Genomic DNA, 20,216 nt, shown 5'->3' on the forward strand with positions numbered 1-20,216 from the left:
CGGTGCTACAATACGTCTTTAGCCTGTATTGAGAATCCGATTTTCCTGTGAATCAGCGCACCATTGCCAACCCCATCACTGCGCGGGGCGTCGGCCTGCATACCGGCCACGAAGCGCACATGACGCTGCGCCCTGCACCTGCCGACACGGGCATCGTCTTCCGCCGTACCGACCTCGATCCTGTCGTGGAAATGCCTGTTTCGCCTGAACTGGTGGGTGAAACCACCCTGTGCACCACCATCGTGCGCGACGGTGCCAAGATCGCCACCATCGAGCATTTGATGTCGGCGCTGGCGGGTCTGGGCATCGATAACCTCTATATCGATATCGATGCGGATGAAGTGCCCATTATGGATGGCAGTGCATCTCACTTCATTTTCCTGCTGCAGTCGGCTGGACTGAAAACCCTTGATGCCCCCAAGAAGTTCGTACGGATCAAGCGCTCGGTGCGCGTGGAAAACGACAAGGGCGGCTGGGCCGAATTCCACCCCTACGACGGTTTTCGTCTGACCTTTTCCATTGATTTCGACCATCCAGCGTTCAAGCAGACCGCCGAACGCATGACGTTGGAGTTTTCCTCTACCGCCTACTTCAAGGAAGTCAGCCGGGCGCGCACCTTTGGTTTCGTCAAGGATATCGAGACCCTGCGGCAGCACAATCTGGCGCTGGGAGCGAGTCTGGATAACGCCATTGGGCTGGATGAGAACGGCGTGATGAACGAGGGCGGCCTGCGCAATCGCGACGAGTTTGTGCGTCACAAGATTCTCGATGCGGTGGGTGACCTCTACATGCTTGGCCATCCCGTGCTGGGCGAGTTCCGCGCGCACAAGTCCGGCCATGCGCTCAACAATCAGCTGTTGCGAGCATTGATGGCGCAGCCGGATGCCTACGAAGTGATTACCGCCACGGATTCGACCCCCATCTCATACGGCAGCAGCAAGATTGTCGTCTGAATCGGCGCCTTAAGCCGTTTCCCGCAGGAAAGCCCGGCTTGAAAAGGGGGTCCCCGACTTTTTGCGGGGCGCATTTTTTGGCCGCTGCAAACGCCACTGCACGCACGGCTTTTTAGCCCTGTTCCTTCCTTTCCCGTGCCTTGCGGGCACTGTCGGCCAGTCGCTGCAGTCGTTTTGCCAGTGCTTCGTCTTCAATCAGGCGGCTCAGGGTTTCCATCTCTTCGATAGCGCTGGCGGGCGGCAGGCTTGCCGTGCGTTTTTCCACGGGCTGGGGGCGGGGCAGGGGACTGATCTTTACCTTGCACTGTGTCAGTTTCAGATGGGGAAAGGTGCGAGCAAAGGTGTCGAGCAGCTGTGGTGCCGCGTAGCGCAGCCGTGTCGCCCATACCGCCTGTTCCACCTGCACGATGAGCGTTTCTCCATCGAGGGAGACGCCGATGACCTGCTCGGCCAGCTCATCTGGCAGGGCCGAGCGGGCGGTTTCCAGCAGGGCGCCATACAGGGCGGCCTGATCCAGCAGGCGCTGCAGGCCGGGCTGTTCCAGCAGGGGCTTCATGCCAAGGTCTCCACGGGTGATGTGGTATTATTTGCAGGTTTTTTCATTCCCGGAATTATAGCGGCAAGGATAGGGCCACCCCATGATTAAGAAACTGTTCCGCAAAGTCATCGGCACCCGCAACGACCGTCTGCTCAAGCGCTACGGCAAGGTGGTCGAGCAGATCAACGCCCTTGAGCCCAGGATGGAAGCACTCAGCGACGCTGAGCTGCAGGCAAAGACGCCGGAATTCCGTGAGCGTCTGCAAAAGGGTGAAACACTGGATGAGCTGTTGCCGGAAGCCTTTGCTGTCGCCCGCGAGGCGAGCAAGCGCGTGCTTGGCATGCGTCATTACGATGTCCAGCTGATCGGCGGGATGGCATTGCACGAAGGGAAGATTGCGGAAATGCGCACCGGTGAGGGCAAGACCCTTGTCGCCACGCTGGCGGCCTACCTCAACGCGCTTTCCGGCGAAGGGGTGCATGTGGTCACCGTCAACGACTATCTGGCGCGCCGCGATGCGGAATGGATGGGGCGCCTTTACGGTTGGCTCGGTCTGGAAACGGGTGTGATCGCCAGCGGGCAGAGCTTCGAGGAGAAACGTCAGGCTTACGCGGCCGACATCACCTACGGCACCAACAATGAATTCGGTTTCGACTACCTACGCGACAACATGGTGTTCTCGCCCGATGAGCGGGTCATGCGCGGACTCAACTACGCCATTGTGGATGAGGTGGATTCCATCCTCATTGACGAGGCGCGCACGCCGCTGATCATCTCCGGCCCCGCCGAGGATCGCGCCGAAGTGTATCTGAAGATCAACGAAATCGTCCCCCATCTGGAGCGGGGTGAAGAGGACGAGGAAAGCAAGACCTCGACCGGCGACTTCACCGTGGACGAAAAGGCCAAGAATGTTTACCTCACCGACCAGGGCCACGAAAAGGTGGAGAAGCTGCTGGTGGAAGCCGGGCTGCTGCGCGAGGGCGAGAGCCTCTATGACGCGAAGAACATTGCGCTGATGCACCATGTGAATGCTGCCCTGCGGGCGCATGTGCTGTTTGAGCGCAACAAGGATTACATCGTCGAGAACAACGAAATCGTCATTATCGACGAATTCACCGGGCGCAAGATGCAGGGGCGGCGCTGGTCCGAGGGGCTGCATCAGGCGGTGGAAGCCAAGGAAGGCGTACCCATTCAGGCCGAAAGCCAGACGCTGGCCTCCATTACTTTCCAGAACTTCTTCCGCCTGTACAAGAAGCTGTCCGGCATGACCGGCACCGCCGACACCGAGGCGGGCGAATTCCTGCAGACCTACGGATTGGAAGTGGTGCAGATTCCGCCCAACAAGCCGACCATCCGCAAGGATCATCCCGATCTTGTCTTCCTGGATATGCCCAGCAAGCTGGAAGCGGTGGTGCAGGAAGTCAAGGAGAGCCATGAAAAGGGCCAGCCGGTACTGGTGGGCACCGCCTCCATCGAAATGTCCGAAGTGGTCTCGACCCTGCTGAAGAAGGCGGGAATTGCGCACCATGTGCTCAATGCGAAGCACCACGAACAGGAAGCGAAGATCATCGCCAATGCCGGCCGGCCCGGCGCCGTGACCGTGGCCACCAACATGGCGGGTCGCGGTACCGACATCATGCTCGGCGGTAACCTGGAGCAGGAGCTGGCCGAGCTGGGTGAAGATGCCACGCCGGAGCAGATCGAACAGGTCAAGGCGGACTGGCAGAAACGCAACGAGCAAGCCAAGGCCGCCGGCGGCCTCAAGGTGATCGGTACCGAACGCCACGAATCCCGCCGCATCGACAACCAGCTGCGCGGCCGTTCCGGCCGTCAGGGCGATCCGGGCGAGAGCCGCTTCTATCTGTCGCTGGATGACGATCTGCTGCGCATGTTCATGTCCGACCGCATCAAGGCGATGATGGAAAAGATGGGCATGCGCCCAGGCGAACCCATCGAGCACCGCATGGTCACCAACGCCATCGAAAAGGCGCAGAAAAAGGTGGAGGCGCGCAACCAGGATATCCGCGCGCAGCTACTCAAGTTCGACGATGTGGCCAACGACCAGCGCAAGGTGGTTTATGCGCAGCGTAATGAACTGCTGGAAGCGGATGACATTTCCGACATCATTCGCGACATGCGCGCTGAAGTGGTGAACGAAACCATCGATGAGTTCATTCCGCCCGGCAGTCTGGACGAGCAGTGGGATCTGGACGGTCTGGAAACGGCGCTCAAAGAACGTTTTGCCGTCGAGCTGCCGGTACGCCAGTGGGTGGAGGAAGACAAGTCGTTGCACGAAAAGGCGCTGCGCGACAAGATCGTTCAAGCAGTGGAAGCCGCCTATCAGGACAAGGTTGCGCAGGTGGGCGAAGAGACCATGCGCGCCTTCGAAAAGGCGGTGCTGCTGCAGACCATGGACAGCCTGTGGCGCGAGCATCTGGCGGCCATGGACTACCTGCGCCAAGGCATCCACCTGCGCGGTTATGCGCAGAAGGATCCCTTCCAGGAGTACAAGCGTGAAGCCTTTGAAATGTTCAAGGGCTATCTGGAAAACGTCAAGCGCGACACCATTGATGTGCTCTCCAAGGTGACCGTGGCCACAGATGATGACGTGGCCGCCATGGAGGCGAAGCAGCAGGCGCAGCTGATGGATCTGGAGGTCAGCCACGATGAATTCTCGCTGATGGAACAGACGCCTGGGGAGTTGCCGCAGCCCGCGTTGAACGAGGTGGCTTCCGCGCAGACGCCCTATCGCCGCGAAACCCCCAAGGTGGGCCGCAACGATCCGTGTCCCTGCGGTTCCGGCAAGAAATACAAGCAGTGCTGTGGCAAGCTGCAGTAAGGAGTAACCATGGCTGTCGGACTGAGTGATCAATTGCCTCCTATTCACCCCGTGGCGGACTGCTGGCTGGGCTCGACGGCCGCCGGCATCAAGAAAAACGGTAACCCGGATCTGGTCATCATGCAGCTGGGTGAAAACGCGCGCACCGCTGCCGTGTTTACCCGCAATGCCTTTTGTGCTGCCCCCGTGACAGTGGCGAAAGCGCACCTGGCCGTTACCCAGCCGCGGGCGCTGGTGATCAACAGTGGCAACGCCAATGCCGGTACCGGCGAGCAGGGGCTGGCCGATGCCCGTACCACCTGCCGCTGGGTGGCGGAGGAGCTGGGCCTGGAGCCCGAGCAGGTCCTGCCGTTTTCCACCGGTGTCATTGGCGAAAATCTGCCCATGGGCAGGCTGCAACAGGGCATCCCGGCCGCGTGTGCTGCCCTCAATATCGAAGGCTGGCAGCAGGCGTGCCGCGGCATCATGACCACCGATACCGTGCCTAAGGTGGTCAGCGAGCGCATTATTCTGCCGTCCGGTGCCGAGATTGTCATTACTGGCATGACCAAGGGCTCCGGCATGATCCACCCCAATATGGCCACCATGCTCGCCTACGTAGCCACTGATGCACGCGTCAGCCAGCCGGTGCTGCAGCAGGTGCTGCAGCAGACCACCGAGCGCTCCTTCAACCGCATTACCGTGGACGGCGATACCTCCACCAACGATGCCTGCACGCTCAGCGCTACCGGTGTGGCGGACATGGCTGAAATCGACGCCCTGGACAGCGCCGATGGCGAAGTGTTTCTGCGCGCCATGGACGATGTGATGCGGCGTCTGGCACAGATGATCGTGCGCGACGGCGAGGGCGCCACCAAGTTCGTAACCGTGCAGGTGGACGAGGGCGCCACGGCAGACGACAGCCTTAAAGTGGCCTTTACCATCGCCCATTCACCACTGGTAAAGACGGCGCTGTTTGCCTCCGATCCCAACTGGGGCCGCATTCTGGCCGCGGTGGGGCGTGCCGGGGTGGAAAACCTCAATATTGATGCCGTGCGCATCTGGCTGGATGATGTCTGCATTGTGCGCGATGGGGGGCGTGCGCCCGACTACACCGAAGAAGCGGGCCAGCGGGTCATGAATCAGGATGAAATCACCATCCGCGTTGCACTGGGCATGGGCAGCGCACAGGAGACCGTGTGGACCACGGATCTCTCCTACGATTACGTCAAGATCAATGCCGAATACCGTACTTGAACGGCCTGAAGCTGCGCATGGGCTGCCATCTTTCTCGGCAGGCCCTTTCCATGCCGGTTAAGCGCACTTTTACCGTTTTGGACGAACCTGTCGAGGCCCGCATCCGTGGCTGAAAAAAACGCATTTGAAAAAGTCGGGGACCCCCCTGTCGAGGTGGCGGTTGGTGTGCTGCGCCAGGGCGATCAGGTGCTGCTGGAGCAGCGGTCTGTCGGCCAGCATCAGGGCGGCAAGTGGGCCTTTCCCGGTGGCAAGATCGAGTCGGGTGAGACGCCCGAGGTAGCCTTGCGCCGTGAATTTCATGAGGAAACCGGCCTGGATGTAAAAGACTGGAGCCCGTTGATTACCATCCCATGGGATTATGGCGATCGGCAGGTGCGTCTGCATGTGTTCGTGAGCTCGCAGTTTGCTGGCACGCCTCAGCAACGGGAAGGGCAGCGGCTGACATGGTGGCCTTTAAGTCAGCTTGATCAGCGGGACTTTCCCGCCGCCAATCGCGGCATTGTGCGTGCGCTGCGGCTGCCGCTGCGCTACGCCATTACCGGGCGCTGGCACACGCCCAACCAGCTGTATGATCAGGTCGCAGGGCTATTGTCCAAGGGGTTGCGTCTCATACAGTGGCGCGCGCCCGATCTGCCGCGGGGGGATTATCTGCAGCACGCCAAACAGCTGCAGCATCTTGTGGCGGGGCACGGCGGGCAGCTGATCCTCAACGGTGATCCTTCGCTGCTGATGCTGTTTCCTCAGGCGGCCGGCCTGCAGCTGCCCAGCCGCTATTTGCCGTATCTGACCACCCGGCCCGTGCCGCCCGAGCGGCTGCTGGGGATTTCCGTGCATAACGAAAACGAAATGGCTCAGGCGCTGAAGCTGGCGCCGGATTTCCTTGTCCTGTCTCCGGTTCAGGCTACCTCCAGTCATCCGGATCAGGCGCCGCTGGGGTGGGAGCGCTTTGCAGAGCTTGTTGCGCAAAGTCCGCTGCCGGTGTATGCGCTGGGCGGAGTCGGCGATGCCGAACTTGCGCAGGCCCGTGAAGCCGGCGCACAGGGCATTGCCGCTATTTCGTCGTGGTGGAATCGATAAGGCTGTTCGGGAGCGGCTTCCCTGTCTGAAGGGATTACGGCGCAGCGGTCTGCTGCAGGTTTTTCAGCAGGTTATCCACCTGTTGGCGCGTCGCTTTCCAGTCACTGTCGGTGCTAATGATGGCATCGGCAACGGCTTTGCGGGCATCACGCGTTGTTTGCGCCGCCAGAATGGCGTCGATCGTTTCCGTATCCAGTCCGCGTGCCTGTGCACGGGCGCGTTGCAATGCTTTCGGGCAGTCGATGACCCACACCTGATCCACGAAGGGTGGTCGGCCGCTTTCTACCAATAAGGGGATTTCCACGAACACAACCGGCGCATCGGTTGCGTCGATGCGGGTTTGCAGCCACGTGCGTATGGCCGGGTGCGTCATGGCCTCCAGTCGAGCACGTGCTTGCGGATCGCGGAAAACCCGTTCGCGCAGACGCGCACGGTCAAGGCTGCCGTCGGCGTGAAAGTAATCCGCACCAAACGATTCTCGCAGGGCAGCCCAGGCGGGCTCGCCCGGTGCGACCACTTCGCGAGCTGCCTCGTCGGCGGAAAAGACCGGATAGCCCTTTTCCTTCAGATATCGGGCCACGGTACTCTTGCCGCTGGCCAGACCACCGGTCAGGGCGATGACGGTGGGCATGGGACATCCACTTGAATGACAGGTTGCGGGACAGGGCGGCTGAAGAGGTAGCCCTGCATGCCGGTAATGGACAGTTGCTGGAGCTGTGCGCACTGGGTCGTTGTTTCGACGCCTTCCACAATGACGCGAAACTCTGCTTCCGAGAGCATGTGGCACAGTTGAACGAACAGCTCCCGCTCCCGTTCCACAGGGCTGTCGAGCATGCTGAGTAGGGCGCGATCCAGCTTGACCGTATTCAGCGGCAGCTGGGCCAGATAGCGGAATGAGGCGTAGCCACTGCCAAAGTCATCCAACGCGATGTGGAATCCATGCGCCTGCAGTTGGGTCAACAGATCGCGCACACCTTCCAGCCGCGTCATCAGTACGGATTCCAGTACTTCAATCGTGATTGGATGTTTCCCGACATGGGGATGCAAGGGGGCAAGCAGCGCAGCAAGGTTGTCTGCGGACAGCAGCGTCTGTTCGCACAGGTTGAGGCTGATGCCCTGGCCTGCAGGAATCTGGCCGCTGGCAAGCAGCTCTGCAGCCATGCGTATGACGTGGTGATCCAGCTGGCGGTGCAGGTGGTGACGATTGATCCATTCAAACAGTTCTGCCGGGTGAATCAGGTGTTCATCTGCCGATTTGGCGCGAACCAGCAGCTCGTGATAGAGGACATGGCCATCCCGGGCTGAGACGATTGGCTGGGCGTGCAGAACCAGCCCTTTGCCCGTGCGCACTGCGTGGTCGATGAAATTGCCCAGTGCATGATCCAGCAAGGGGGCGCGTACGCTTTCCAGCGCATCGAAATCCATCACGGCGTGTTGCTGCTTCTTGGCCGCCAGCAGTGCGGCATCGGCTCGCATCAGGCAGGCGCTGAAGGTGCAGCGCTTTTCATCTTTTTTTTCATGTTCTTGATTGCGGTCCGCGTCAACATAGACCAGTCCCGCGCGTGACTTGATGTGGCTGAGGTGGCCGGTCAGCGCCTCCAGCGTGAGGGCATGAATGCGCTTGATCAGGGTTTCGACGCGTTCAATGGCCATCCTTTTGGACAGATTGGGCATCACCAGCACGAACTCATCGCTACCCACCCGGTACACCTGAGCGTCAGGGATATCCCCGATGGCATCGCGTAGTATCTCTGCAATCGCATTCAGCAGGGCATCGCCGGTTTCCGAGCCGTAGGTGTCGTTGAAGGCGCGGAAATTGGCGATATCAATCAGAACGAAAGCGAAGGGAGGATGCAGTGCGTTCTGCTCAAACTGGCGAATCAATGCGTTGCGGTTTGGCAGGCCGGTAAGGGCATCCTCGAACGCGATGCGCTCTAGCTCGCCCACGAGCGCTTTGGCTTTGTTGCGCTGACGCAACCACAGGTGCTGCAGGCGGATGAGGAGATGAAGCAGCTGATTGAGCTCGCGAATTGGCAGTGATCGGGAAGGGAATGGCAGCGGGCGGTTGGCCTGATGAATGCGTTTCAGGGTGGTCAGAATGGTGTTGTAGCTTCGCCCCTGCAGCAGATACTGCATGACCCAGAGAAACGCGATCATGGTGAACAGCAGGACCAGCAGCCAGACAAAAGCGCTCTGGAAACGTTCGATCAGAATTTTCGCAATGAGATCGGGCTGGACATCCGCTTTCAGCAATGTGTGAATGCGTTCTGTAAGGAAACGGCCCACGCCGACAATCTGAATCTGGTCCGGTTTCAGGTGCTGGAAGGTGTTGTTGCGGCGCAGGGCGTCAAGAAAATCAAATGCGAATCCGGCATGGCCAAGCGTCTGCCCCGAGTCATCCTGGATGGTAGCGTAGCGGATCAGCGTGAGATGCTGGCCATCGCTCACCCACAGGATATCCATCGGTGGAAGCACGTCATCCAGGTACTTGAGCGGGTTGCCCACGCCTGCCAGACGATGACGGTCGGGTCCATAGAGTTCCACTTCCAACAGTGATTGGGGATAGCGTCGCGAGGTAGGCAGGGCCTGTTCGCGCCAGTAGAAATAGTAGCTGGGATCCTGAAACTGCGCGCGCAGCTCCTGCCAGGCGGTAAGCTTTTCGATCTGCTGGTTCAACAGCTGCAGGGTGTTTTCGACCGCTGCATTCAGCTCGCGCTGTGCAGCCTTACGCTCCTGTGCTTCCAGTTGTGCATAGAGTTGCACGGTCTGGCTGAGCACGTAGGCTGCATAGAGGGCGGTCATGACTCCAATAAACAGGGTGATGACGACGACCCAATCGCGAGTGCGCAGTGGGCGACGAAAGGAGTTAAGGCGCCGCATGCGTTTCAAGAATGTCACTCAAGGTATCCTGCAGGTCGAATTGGTGTTCGCTGGAAAAAAAGTGATTGGCCCCGTCGATGACCACCACGTGTGCACCGCTCTGCCGATATTGGTCGAGAATATTGCGTCCCGTGCGCTCATAGCGCTTGTCGGCACCGCCCATGACCACATAGGTGGGTATCCGGGCACTAATCTCTTTCAATGTCTGGAGGATAAAGGGGCGGGTCAGCTTCGTGTAGCTCAGATAGCTTTCCGGTGTCGCCAGATAATTGCCACGGCAGAAGACCCAGTGCCATTTCTGTGGCGTACTGTCCGCTTCTTCTATCATGCGTCGCGCCTTGTCCAGCTCCGCCTGCCGGGTGCCCAGCTCCGGTCCGTTGAGATAGAGCAGGCTGGTCAGGATCAGGCCGCTGACATCCTTGCGCGGTTTTTGCTTCAGGGCGTACAGAAACAGTTGGCTGGCGGCAGAATGTCCCACCAGAATTACGCTCGGATAGCCCTCCTGACGCAGCCAGTCGATCCAGTCGTGAATCTCTGCCGCTTCCATGTCGAGCGTATGGCGGTGCAGGCTGGTACACAGGACACTTTCATTGCGCCTGGGAATGGCATAGGTGAGATTGGGGGCGAGCACGCCGAAGCCCAGCTCCTGCGCGGTTTCCATCATCGCGCGCACCGTATGGAAACGGTTGGTGGTGAGCAGGCCATGTAGAATAAGCACGGCGGGGCGTTTTGTATCGCCCGGTGTATAGTCAGCCACAGCGACCAGTCCGTTTGAGGGCAGCTTGTATTGAACAACCTCAGCCCGGCTGGTGAAGGTCGTGCCGAGCAGAATAAACAGTAAAAGAAAGGAAGGCAGATATTTCCGCTGCATGCCGCTGGTCCAGATGGGTTCGTATGGCCATTTTACAGTGTCTTGTGTCATGTATGCACTTGCCTATCCGATGAAATGGCTGGGGATACTCAATGCGTGTGTGGACAGCTTGAATCGAACGAGAGAATGAACAATGTGTGGAATTTGCGGACAGATTCACTGGAACGGTGAAGCGGTGGATGCAGCCGTGCTGAAACCCATGCTGGCGGAACTTGAACGGCGCGGGCCCGACGATGAGGGCATCTGGCAGCACGATCAGGTGGCGCTCGGGCATCGCCGACTGGCTATTATCGATCTGTCGCCAGCCGGGCATCAGCCCATGGTAGATGAGGAGCTGGTGCTGGTTTTCAATGGTTGCATCTATAACTATCGCGAACTGCGCAGCGAGCTGGAAGCGCTGGGGCATATGTTCCGCTCCCACTCCGACACGGAGGTCATTATCAAGGCGTTTAGACAGTGGGGCATCGACTGTCTGCAGCGCTTCGATGGCATGTTTGCCTTTGCGCTGTGGGACGACCATCATCAGCAGCTGTGGCTGGCTCGGGATCGCTTTGGCATCAAGCCGCTCTATTACGCACCACTTGATAACGGGTTGCGCTTTGCTTCCAATGTCCAGGCGCTGCTGGCAGCGGGCGGCATCGATACGGATATTGACCCGGTCGGCCTGCATCACCAGCTGACGCTGCATGGGGTGGTGCCGGCGCCGCATACAATTTTGAAAGGGGTGCGCAAGCTGGCGCCGGCGCACTGGATGCTGATGCAGCCCAATGGCGAGCTGATTACGCGGCGCTGGTGGTGGCTGAAAGCTGAGCGTCCTGTCCAGGCACGCAGTGAGGACGAGTGGGTCGAGTACATTGGCGAGGGACTGCGGGATGCAGTGCGCAAGCGCATGCTGGCGGCCGATGTGCCGGTGGGCGTGCTGTTGTCCGGCGGTATCGATTCCAGTCTCATCGTAGCCATGCTGGCGGAGGCGGGTCAGCAGGATCTGCGCACCTTTACCATCGGCTTTGAGGATGCCCCGGAAGAGAAGGGCAGCGAGTTCGAGTTTTCCGATGCAGTAGCTGAATATTACGGCACACGGCATGAAAAGTATCTGATCCCCAATGCGGCGGCGCTGACCCGCCTGCCCGAGGCAGTGTGCGCCATGAGCGAGCCCATGTTTGGCCAGGACGCGGTGGGCTTTTATCTGCTATCTGAACAGGTCAGCAAGGCGGTCAAGGTGGTACAGACGGGGCAGGGCGCCGATGAAGTGTTTGGCGGGTACTTCTGGTATCCACGCATGCAGGCTGCCACGGGCGCCCCCATTGACCGTTTTGCCCCCCATTATTTCGATCGCGACCACGATGAGTGGCTGCAGGCGGTCAGCGAACGCTATCACACCGATGATGTGACCCGGGCACTGGTGGCGCAGGCGCTGGAAGAACCCGGTGCGGAGACATTCATGGATCAGGTATTGCGCTTCGATGTCACCACCCTGATTGTGGATGATCCGGTCAAGCGGGTGGACAACATGACCATGGCGTGGGGGCTGGAGGCGCGCGTGCCTTTTCTGGATCATCACCTGGTGGAGCGCGCGTTTGAGCTGCCCCCCGAGCTCAAGCTGAAAAGGGGCGGCAAGTACATTCTGAAGCGTCTCGCCGAAGGACGGCTTCCGGAAAAGGTGATCCATCGTCCCAAGGTGGCCTTTCCCATGCCGGCGCTGAAATACGTGCGCGGTGAGTTTTATGAATTCATGCGTCAGATTCTGACTTCGGAGCGGGCACGCCAGCGCGGCCTCTTCAATCCGGCCCATGTGGAGAAGCTGCTGGCTGAGCCGGAGGCTGACTGGTCCTATACGGCTATTCAGGGTAGCAAACTGTGGCAACTGGCATTGCTGGAGTTGTGGCTGCAGCAGGTTGTGGATGGTATTCGGTGGTAAAATCTTTTAAATTTACTGATACGGGCTACACAGGAGACAGCATATGGATACCCAGCAATTGGAAAAGGAAACACTGGAAAAGATCGATCAGATCGTCAAGAACAATCCGGTCGTTATTTTCATGAAAGGCACACCACAGATGCCGTCGTGCGGCTTTTCTGCCCGCGCGGCACAGGCGCTGATCGATACCGGTGAAAACTTCGGTTTCGTCAATGTCCTGGCGGATCCGGCCGTATTCGAGTTTCTGCCCAAGTATCAGGACTGGCCCACATTCCCGCAGATCTATATCGACGGCGAGCTGGTGGGCGGCTGCGACATCACCCTTGAACTGGCGGAAAGCGGCGAGCTGAAGAAGATGATGGCCGAAGCCAACGCCAAGCACGCGCAGCAGGACGCCTGAAATCGCTGTCCCTTTGGTTCAGGTGTGATGCGGCCCGACTACAGCGTTATCAACCCTGAGCGTATCGAGAAGGCGTTTGAAGCCTTCTACGACTACATGCGCACGTCCCACCATTTTCGCCAGTTCTTCACTTCTCAAGCGCAGATTGATAGCCTCGTCATCCGTTAGCGCGATGCGTTTATTCGCTCGCCGCAAATGGATGAGGCGGCTTTTCGAGCACACTATTGCGAATTGGGATTCATGCACGCCCAGATGAGTATTACCCTTGAAGACATGATGGCGGGCCTGCGCCTGATTCGTGGTCAGCTGCTCAGGTTCAGCGAGATTCCAGCGGCCATGCTGTATCAGCTCATCGAAGAGATCGAACGGGGTCTTGCCCAGGGGTATTTTAAGTTTGAGTTGGCAGAGAGTGCACAACGCCTTGGTCAGGTGGTGCGGAACACGGAACAGGGCGAGCTGCCGGATAAGGTGCCGCGAGAAATAATTCGTCCCTTGCAGTGGCTTCTGCCGCAGCTGGAGATTTGGGCAAGCTTCCGTCCAGTGAATGATGCGACGCAATTGCAGGATACGCAAGCGTGCTCCCTGACGCCATTACTGAAGGTAACGATAGAGGACGACGAGATTCTCGAGCGCTTTTTGCAGCAGCATGCTGAGCAGCACACCGCTGCGTTGAGCCTGGATTATTTTGTCCAGCAACAGGGCTGGACACTGGCCAACTCGTTGCTGGAGCGGGTGGTATTTCTATCGCTTTCTCTCCATGCGGGGTTGCTGGCCTATTTCCTGCAGCGTACGGTGAGTGATTTCCGCCATGATGCGCTGACGGGCTTGCTGTTGCGTCATGATCTGGAAAGTGCTTTCAGCCGGGCGCTGGCGCAGAGCCTTAAGGCGGGCAAGGGGCTGGCACTGATACTGCTGGATCTCGACCATTTCAAAGCCATCAACGACACCCATGGGCATGGTGGCGGCGATGCGGTGCTGCAACAGGTGGCAGCAAGAATTCGCGCGCAGTTGCGCGAAGGGGACGTGGCCATGCGTTATGGCGGCGAAGAGATGTTGTTACTGCTGCCAGGTGTAAGCTGCGACCAGGTTGCGGGCATCTGTGAACGCATTCGTAGCGCCATCGAACAAGCACTGGTACAGTGGGACGGTCGCACTATTCCCGTGACAACCAGTATAGGTTGTGTCTGCATCGAGTCGCTGGATGAGGAATTGAATAGCGAGCGCCTGATTCAGGCGGCCGATGAAAACCTCTATCGTGCCAAGGAGGGTGGCCGCAATCAGGTGGTCTGCTCCACCGTATCCGCCTGATAGAGTGGATGCGCATTGACAATCTTGCAGAACAGTTCTGCCGTCTTCTGCGTATCGTACAGGGCCCCGTGGGCCTGTTTCTGATCCCATTCGATACCTGCAGCCTGCACAGCCTTTGCCAGTACGGTCTGGCCGTACATCAGGCCGGATAACGTCACCGTGTCAAAGGTGCTGAACTTGTGGAAAGGGCTTTTGACCCCGGTGCGTTCGGCCGCAGCATTGATAAAGCCCAGATCGAAGTGGGCGTTGTGCCCGACCAGAATGGCGCGGGTACAGCCCGTGGCCCTGATTTCGCTGCGGATGGGTGCAAACAGCTTTTCAAGCGCTGCCCGTTCGGCGAGGGCACCGCGAAAGGGATGGTAGGGGTCTTCAATGCCGTTGAACTTCAAGGCGTCCTGACTGATCTCGCTGCCATCGAAGGGCAGGATATCGACCTCCAGGCTGTCAGCCACATAGAGTTCTCCCGTATCTGCGTCCATGCGCAGGATGCACGCCGCCGCCTGCAGCAGGGCGCTGCGATCGGCATCAAAACCGGCCGTTTCCACATCCACCACCACGGGCAGGAAGCTGCGGAAACGCTGTTTGATTTCGGTGATGGGGCGTTTCATTCGCACACCGCCTTGGCATACACGCGGGAACGGCGCTGCCAGTTGTAGAGGGCCTGGCGACTTTCCGGCAGGTCCTCGGGATTCACTTCGACAAAACCATGCTGGGTGAACCAGTGTTGGGTTTGTGTGGTGAGCAGATAGAGGCGCTGAAGGCCAAGACTGCAGGCACGCGCTTCGATGGCGTGCAGCAGGCTGACACCGATGCCCTGACCGCGATAGGCGGGATCCACCGCAAAGCACGCTACTTCCGCTGCGTGTTCATCGAGCGGATAGAGGGCGGCACAGCCAATAATGTGCCCGTCACGCACGACCACGAGGAAGTTGGCGATTTCCGCTTCCAGTTTTTCCCGTTCTCGACGTACCAGTATGCCGGCTTCTTCCAGTGGTTCGATCAGGGCGAGGATGCCGCCCACGTCGTCAATGGTGGCCTGGCGGATTTCGTGGTACTGATCGGCAAAGATCAGCGTGCCGACGCCATCACGGGTAAACAGTTCCTTGAGCAGTGCGCCGGGGGCAAACGCATCCAGTAGATGAATGCGGCGTACTGCACCACTGACTTCCGCCAGCTGCGGAAGCAGTTGATGCTTGCTCTGGTTCTTTTGCAGCTCACGCGCGTTCAATTGCTTGGGTAGCGTTGGTAGCTGATCTTGTGGCAGCAGCACAATGAGCTTGTCGGATCGCAAGGCGCTGGCGACGGCGCAGGCCTGCTCAAAGGCATTGAGATTGAACAGCTCGCCGGTAAAGGAGGGGGTAACCGCGGTCAGCATGGGGATCTGCCCACTGTTCAGGGCATGCCTGAGCATGTCCACCTGCACCTTGCGCACCCGGCCGGTATGCTGAAAGTCGGTGCCGTTCAGCACACCACGTGGTTGGGCGATCACCCAGTTTCCAAGGGTAATGACCGGCGGCAGTGTGCGCAGGTCGCTGACAGGGCAGCGACAGGAGGCAAGCGCCTGCAGCTGTGTTGCCACACGACCGCTTACCCCTGCCAGAATGGGCAGCGCTTCGGCAGGGGTGACCCGCTGCTGGCCGCAGAAATCGCATTGCAATCCCTTTTCCTGCAGTGCATGGGTAAACTGCTCGCGCAGCCCGACAGCCAGCACCAGCTTGAGCCCCATATTGTGTAGAAGTAGCAGATCAGCCAGCGTATCGCGCAGGGCCTTTTCATCGGCAACCAGTTCGCTGGCCAGGTAAACCACACAGGTTTTGTCGCGATGGCCAAGAATATATGGGGAGGCCTGGCGCAAGGCCGTGATGAAGGGATCGTTGTGCGTCATGCCGCTCGCTATAATGTAAACGTAAATCAAACGGATTATAGCGTAAGGAGTCTTTTATGCCTCAATATCGTTCACGCACGTCCACCCACGGCCGCAACATGGCGGGTGCCCGGGCGCTCTGGCGCGCCACCGGTGTCAAGGGTGAAGATTTCGGCAAGCCCATTATTGCCATTGCCAACTCGTTTACACAGTTCGTGCCAGGCCATGTTCATCTGAAGGATATGGGACAGCTGGTGGCGCGCGTGATCGAAGAGGCGGGTGGTATCGCCAAGGAATTCAATACCATCGCCGTGGACGATGGCATTGCCATGGGGCATGACGGCATGCTCTACTCGCTGCCTTCCCGCGACCTGATTGCAGACTCGGTGGAATACATGGTCAATGCCCACTGTGCCGATGCGCTGGTGTGTATTTCCAACTGCGACAAGATTACCCCAGGCATGCTGATGGCAGCAATGCGCCTTAACATCCCCACCATCTTTGTTTCCGGCGGTCCGATGGAGTCCGGCAAGACGGTGCTGGGCGGGCAGGAGATCAAGCTGGATCTGGTGGATGCCATGGTCATGGCGGCGGACGATCACTGCAGTGACGAGACGGTGGAGCAGGTGGAAGAGAGTGCCTGTCCGACCTGTGGTTCCTGTTCCGGCATGTTTACCGCCAACTCCATGAACTGTCTGGTGGAAGCGCTGGGTGTCGCGCTGCCGGGCAACGGCTCCATGCTGGCGACCCATGCCGACCGCAAGAAGCTGTTCGAGCAGGCCGGGCGTCAGATTGTGGAGATCACAAAGCGCTATTACGAACAGGATGATGATTCCGTGCTGCCACGCAGCATCGCTACTTTTGAGGCCTTTGAAAACGCCATGGCACTGGATGTGGCCATGGGCGGATCCACCAACACGGTCCTGCATCTGCTGGCCGTGGCCCATGAGGCGGAAGTGGACTTTACTATGGCGGATATTGACCGCATTTCTCGCAAGGTGCCGAATCTGGCCAAGATTGCACCCAACTCCAAGATCTACCACATGGAAGATGTGCATCGTGCCGGCGGCATCATGCGCATTCTTGGTGAGCTGGATCGCGGCGGTTTGATTCATCGCGAATGCCGTACGGTGCATGCGCCGACCATCGGGGAGGCGATCGACAAATGGGATATTCGCCGCAATCCGTCTGAAGACGTGATCGAGTTTTACAAGGCAGCGCCCTGTGGCGTCCGTACCACGCAGCCCTTCAGTTGCGATCGCCGCTGGGGCTCATTGGATGATGATCCCGTGAATGGCTGTATTCGCGATCTGGAACATGCCTATACCAAGGAAGGCGGCCTTGCGGTGCTCTATGGCAATATTGCCCTGGATGGCTGTATCGTCAAAACGGCCGGTGTGGATGAAGAAATCTTCAAGTTCACCGGCCGCGCACGGATCTACGAGAGTCAGGAAGACGCCGTCGAAGGTATTCTGGGGGGTGAAGTGCAGCCGGGTGAGGTGGTCATCATTCGCTACGAAGGGCCAAAGGGTGGCCCGGGCATGCAGGAAATGCTCTATCCCACCAGTTACCTCAAGTCGAAAGGGTTGGGCAAGGCATGCGCCCTGCTGACAGATGGACGCTTTTCCGGGGGAACTTCTGGCTTGTCCATCGGGCACGCTTCCCCTGAGGCGGCCGAAGGGGGCAATATCGGCCTGGTGGAAGATGGCGATATCATCGAAATCGATATCCCCAATCGATCCATTCACCTTAAGGTTTCTGATGAAGAACTGGCAGCACGCCGCCAGGCCATGGAAGCGAAAGGCAAGGCGGCCTGGAAGCCGGCCAAGCCGCGCCCGCGACGTGTATCGCCAGCCCTGCGTGCCTATGCTGCCATGACAACCAGTGCAGCCTATGGGGCTGTGCGCAACGTTGAGCAGATCGAACACTGCACCAAGCGGGAGGACTGAGCATGGATGCACACCGCCCGAATCGACATCGCGGTTGCTACTTTCTTTTTGTGGACAACCTGCGCCCGGATCAGCAACAGGCGTTGTTTGATCTGGCCGTTCAGTTGGCCGGTGCAGATGGGACTTTCTCCGCAGAAGAGAAACGCTACCTGAATGCCTACATGGCGCACTTCGGCATCGAAGCTGACTTCTCCCGTGCAGAGCAACGCAGTCTTGAAGAGCTGGCAGAAGCGTTCGATACACCGGAATCCCGTGTCATCGCGTTGCAGCAACTGATCCGCCTGGGATACAAGGACGGCCATTTCAGCGAAGAAGAGCGCGAGAGGGTGCTGGCACTGGCGCAGAAGCTGGGTCTGAATGACCCTGAGTTTATCCTGCGGGTGGAACGCTGGGTGCGGACCCTGTTTGACTGGTTCTGGGAAGGCGAGCAGATGATCGAGGAAGCGGCTCAGGCAAAACGGTGTTGATTGAGCTGCTCCAGCTGTCTATCGGCCCCATCGTTTGACGATTTACTGTCTGAATCTATAGGATGCAGAAACAAAAAAGCCCGGCTGCGCCGGGCTCTTTATTGGTGTAGATAAAGGCGTATTATTCGCGATAATCCGGTCCGTCAATGGGCAGTCCATTGGACAGGTAGGCCTCAAAGAACTCCAGATTGCGGAATGCCTCAGACTGGGCACCACCAACTGTTTTCGGGTCCCAGCGCATGTTTTTCATGCACCCGGTGTAACGCTTGTGTAGGGTACCAAGGTGGTTCCACTTGGCACGCCATACCGGGAAGTGGGTGGTATGACCCAGCGCGGAAGACAGAATGTTCGCGCGGGCACGGCGTCCAGCATTATAGGCATGACACTTGGCACAGGACAGGTTCAGCTGGCCATGGGGACGCGTGAACAGGTAGCGCCCTTCGTTATAAGCCTTGCGTGCGCCTTCAGAATCGATCTTGACGTTGATCTTCTGGCCGCGCGCGTTATACGCCAAGTAGGCGCTCAGACGTGCGATATCGCCAGTGCCCCACTTGAATGGCTTCAGGCCGGCATTCTGGCGACATTCGTTAATGGCGAGTTCGAGGGTGACAACCTCACCGCGCTTGTCGTCAAAATAGGGGTATTTGGGACGGATCTTGGATACGTCAGAGCCGAAGCACTTTTCGTATACGGCCTTGTCCTTTTCCCAAAGGGCCTCACCTGCATCGATGGCATCCAGGTAAGGCGGGAATTCGTTAACGGCTTCGTATTGAGCACGTTTGTCAGCATTGTAGATATAGGCGCCGAGACGATAGTCCTCAAAGGAAACCTTGGGCGCTTTTGCCATGATAAAGTCGACTAACTGCTTGCGATCCTTTTCAGGATCCACGTTGTCTGCATAGGCATTGGCCGCCATGGTCAGGGCGCCAGCAGACAGCGCTGTCAGGAGCAGTGTTTTTTTCATTGGATGAATCCTCCGTCCGAGAGCTTTGAACTTATATATTTGTGGGTGCCGGACATCCGGCACCCGAGGCCGAAATTACTTCAGCTTCAGTTTGGCTTCGCCAGTCGCGCCGGTGTTGTCGTGGGCCTTGATAACCACTTCATCACCCTTGTTGGCTTTAACTTTTACAGCCATGTAAGGGTTGGCAGAAACCGCACCGGACCACTCACCTTCGATAACCTTGGTGCCGTTCAGCAGTACTTCGACAACGTCGATGTACTTGGCAGGATAAGGCTTGCCAGTCTTTTTGTTCATGCGACGGCCAGATTCCATCGGGTGCTTCATCAGCGCCTTGATTTCGGCAACACCGCCACGTACTTTGCCACGAACGCGAATTTTGATAGACATAAGTCAGTTCCTTTTCTTGATACTTGAGTTCAACAACAATTCATCAGAGGTAAGCGATTAGCCGCCACAACCACCGATGGTTACTTTCACTTGCTGTTGAGTCTTATACACCTTGCCGCCCGCTTTAACAACAGCGATAACGTTCATGGTTTCACCCATCTTGATACGGGTGGAAACATAGCCCAGTGCAGGGCCGGAGAAGCTGTAGGCACAGGCCAGCGGGGTGGGGTTCTTGTCGGCCAGGATGGCGATGCTTTCAACGCCGTCCAGCTTGGTAGCGTCAACGGTTACGGGGGTTACAGCACCGTTTTCTGCGATTTCAGGTGCCTTCAGAACCACGTCTCCGGACTCTACAGTTTCGGTAGTGCCGTACAGTACCTTGATGGCGTCATCAACTTTCTTCGCTTCGAAAGCGGCCTTGTTCCACTCGGCCAGAACGGTAGAAGGTGTCAGCAGGCCAGCGTTTACTGCAACGGCAGCTGCACCAGTGGCCAGAGTGCCCTTCAGAAAAGATCTACGTTTCATAGGTTAGCTCCTATAGTTGTGGTTATTGCAAGATCCAAGT

The 20,216-nt window shown here is 58.4% G+C and carries 19 protein-coding genes; 10 read left to right on the forward strand and 9 right to left on the reverse strand.

The features are described from left to right. The first annotated feature begins 47 nt into the window (after positions 1-47). Positions 48-953, forward strand: a complete 906-nt coding sequence (gene lpxC, locus BUQ81_RS02230; RefSeq protein ID WP_074200753.1) for a UDP-3-O-acyl-N-acetylglucosamine deacetylase — start codon at positions 48-50, stop codon at positions 951-953. Between the two features lie 112 nt (positions 954-1,065). Here lpxC and BUQ81_RS02235 read toward each other — a convergent pair whose 3' ends face one another. Continuing rightward, on the reverse strand, positions 1,066-1,509 hold the full coding sequence (locus BUQ81_RS02235; protein ID WP_074200754.1) for a DciA family protein: 444 nt from the start codon (positions 1,507-1,509) through the stop codon (positions 1,066-1,068). 82 nt (positions 1,510-1,591) lie between these two features. Between BUQ81_RS02235 and secA the strand changes: the two genes are divergently transcribed. The 3 genes from secA (at position 1,592) to BUQ81_RS02250 (ending at position 6,643) form a co-directional block, all read left to right on the forward strand. Continuing rightward, positions 1,592-4,330 carry a preprotein translocase subunit SecA gene (secA, locus tag BUQ81_RS02240; protein ID WP_074200755.1) on the forward strand — a complete coding sequence of 913 codons (2,739 nt, stop codon included), beginning with the start codon at positions 1,592-1,594 and terminating at the stop codon, positions 4,328-4,330. A gap of 9 nt (positions 4,331-4,339) precedes the next feature. Then, positions 4,340-5,566: a bifunctional glutamate N-acetyltransferase/amino-acid acetyltransferase ArgJ gene (gene argJ / locus BUQ81_RS02245; RefSeq protein ID WP_074200756.1), complete on the forward strand. Its 1,227-nt coding sequence runs from the start codon at positions 4,340-4,342 to the stop codon at positions 5,564-5,566. Between the two features lie 105 nt (positions 5,567-5,671). After that, a complete protein-coding gene (locus BUQ81_RS02250) occupies positions 5,672-6,643 on the forward strand; it encodes a Nudix family hydrolase (RefSeq protein ID WP_074200757.1) in 972 nt (323 codons plus the stop codon). Positions 6,644-6,677: 34 nt separating this feature from the next. Here the strand turns inward: BUQ81_RS02250 and coaE are convergent, their stop codons facing one another. Genes coaE through BUQ81_RS02265 form a run of 3 tightly spaced genes read right to left on the reverse strand, consistent with a single transcriptional unit; the run spans position 6,678 to position 10,394 of the window. Beyond that, the gene (gene coaE / locus BUQ81_RS02255) at positions 6,678-7,274 is read right to left on the reverse strand and encodes a dephospho-CoA kinase (RefSeq protein ID WP_074200758.1); all 597 of its coding nucleotides are present in this window, start codon (positions 7,272-7,274) and stop codon (positions 6,678-6,680) included. Continuing rightward, complete coding sequence (locus tag BUQ81_RS02260; protein WP_143598438.1) at positions 7,253-9,541, reverse strand: bifunctional diguanylate cyclase/phosphodiesterase; 2,289 nt, start codon at positions 9,539-9,541, stop codon at positions 7,253-7,255. The genes coaE and BUQ81_RS02260 overlap by 22 nt, the downstream gene beginning before the upstream one ends. Next, positions 9,510-10,394, reverse strand: coding sequence for an alpha/beta hydrolase (locus BUQ81_RS02265; RefSeq protein WP_074200760.1), 885 nt, complete (start codon positions 10,392-10,394; stop codon positions 9,510-9,512). Before BUQ81_RS02265 ends, BUQ81_RS02260 begins: the two co-directional genes overlap by 32 nt. 133 nt (positions 10,395-10,527) lie before the next feature. On the opposite strand from BUQ81_RS02265, the gene BUQ81_RS02270 reads away from it, so the two are divergent. From BUQ81_RS02270 to BUQ81_RS02280, 4 genes are all read left to right on the forward strand, one after another. Then, entirely contained in the window at positions 10,528-12,312 is a 1,785-nt protein-coding gene (locus BUQ81_RS02270; RefSeq protein WP_074200761.1) for an N-acetylglutaminylglutamine amidotransferase, read from the forward strand. 43 nt (positions 12,313-12,355) lie between these two features. Then, the gene (gene grxD / locus BUQ81_RS02275; protein ID WP_074200762.1) at positions 12,356-12,712 is read left to right on the forward strand and encodes a Grx4 family monothiol glutaredoxin; all 357 of its coding nucleotides are present in this window, start codon (positions 12,356-12,358) and stop codon (positions 12,710-12,712) included. A 27-nt stretch (positions 12,713-12,739) separates the two neighbouring features. After that, positions 12,740-12,880, forward strand: coding sequence for a hypothetical protein (locus tag BUQ81_RS08710; protein WP_159432252.1), 141 nt, complete (start codon positions 12,740-12,742; stop codon positions 12,878-12,880). A gap of 84 nt (positions 12,881-12,964) precedes the next feature. Beyond that, positions 12,965-14,020: a GGDEF domain-containing protein gene (locus tag BUQ81_RS02280; RefSeq protein WP_074200763.1), complete on the forward strand. Its 1,056-nt coding sequence runs from the start codon at positions 12,965-12,967 to the stop codon at positions 14,018-14,020. Here BUQ81_RS02280 and rnt read toward each other — a convergent pair. Together rnt and argA are read right to left on the reverse strand one after the other, a co-directional pair. After that, positions 13,990-14,628 carry a ribonuclease T gene (gene rnt, locus BUQ81_RS02285; protein WP_074200764.1) on the reverse strand — a complete coding sequence of 213 codons (639 nt, stop codon included), beginning with the start codon at positions 14,626-14,628 and terminating at the stop codon, positions 13,990-13,992. The two genes, BUQ81_RS02280 and rnt, sit on opposite strands and share 31 nt — an antisense overlap. After that, positions 14,625-15,905 (reverse strand): amino-acid N-acetyltransferase, encoded by a 1,281-nt coding sequence (gene argA / locus BUQ81_RS02290; RefSeq protein WP_074200765.1) that lies wholly within the window; start codon positions 15,903-15,905, stop codon positions 14,625-14,627. The genes rnt and argA overlap by 4 nt, the downstream gene beginning before the upstream one ends. Positions 15,906-15,961: 56 nt before the next feature. Here argA and ilvD point away from each other — a divergent pair, with 56 nt between their 5' ends. Both ilvD and BUQ81_RS02300 read left to right on the forward strand, forming a co-directional pair. After that, on the forward strand, positions 15,962-17,833 hold the full coding sequence (gene ilvD / locus BUQ81_RS02295) for a dihydroxy-acid dehydratase (RefSeq protein WP_074200766.1): 1,872 nt from the start codon (positions 15,962-15,964) through the stop codon (positions 17,831-17,833). 2 nt (positions 17,834-17,835) lie between these two features. Next, the gene (locus BUQ81_RS02300; protein WP_074200767.1) at positions 17,836-18,300 is read left to right on the forward strand and encodes a hypothetical protein; all 465 of its coding nucleotides are present in this window, start codon (positions 17,836-17,838) and stop codon (positions 18,298-18,300) included. Positions 18,301-18,421: 121 nt separating this feature from the next. Here BUQ81_RS02300 and soxA read toward each other — a convergent pair whose 3' ends face one another. The 3 genes from soxA to soxY all read right to left on the reverse strand — a co-directional run bounded on the left by soxA (position 18,422) and on the right by soxY (position 20,176). After that, on the reverse strand, positions 18,422-19,264 hold the full coding sequence (soxA, locus tag BUQ81_RS02305; RefSeq protein ID WP_074200768.1) for a sulfur oxidation c-type cytochrome SoxA: 843 nt from the start codon (positions 19,262-19,264) through the stop codon (positions 18,422-18,424). Positions 19,265-19,339: 75 nt separating this feature from the next. Next, positions 19,340-19,651 carry a thiosulfate oxidation carrier complex protein SoxZ gene (gene soxZ, locus BUQ81_RS02310; protein ID WP_074200769.1) on the reverse strand — a complete coding sequence of 104 codons (312 nt, stop codon included), beginning with the start codon at positions 19,649-19,651 and terminating at the stop codon, positions 19,340-19,342. Positions 19,652-19,708: 57 nt separating this feature from the next. Beyond that, positions 19,709-20,176, reverse strand: coding sequence for a thiosulfate oxidation carrier protein SoxY (soxY, locus tag BUQ81_RS02315; RefSeq protein ID WP_074200770.1), 468 nt, complete (start codon positions 20,174-20,176; stop codon positions 19,709-19,711). Positions 20,177-20,216 lie beyond the last annotated feature (40 nt).

It is taken from the genome of Sulfurivirga caldicuralii, from assembly GCF_900141795.1.
GTDB lineage: Bacteria > Pseudomonadota > Gammaproteobacteria > Thiomicrospirales > Thiomicrospiraceae > Sulfurivirga > Sulfurivirga caldicuralii.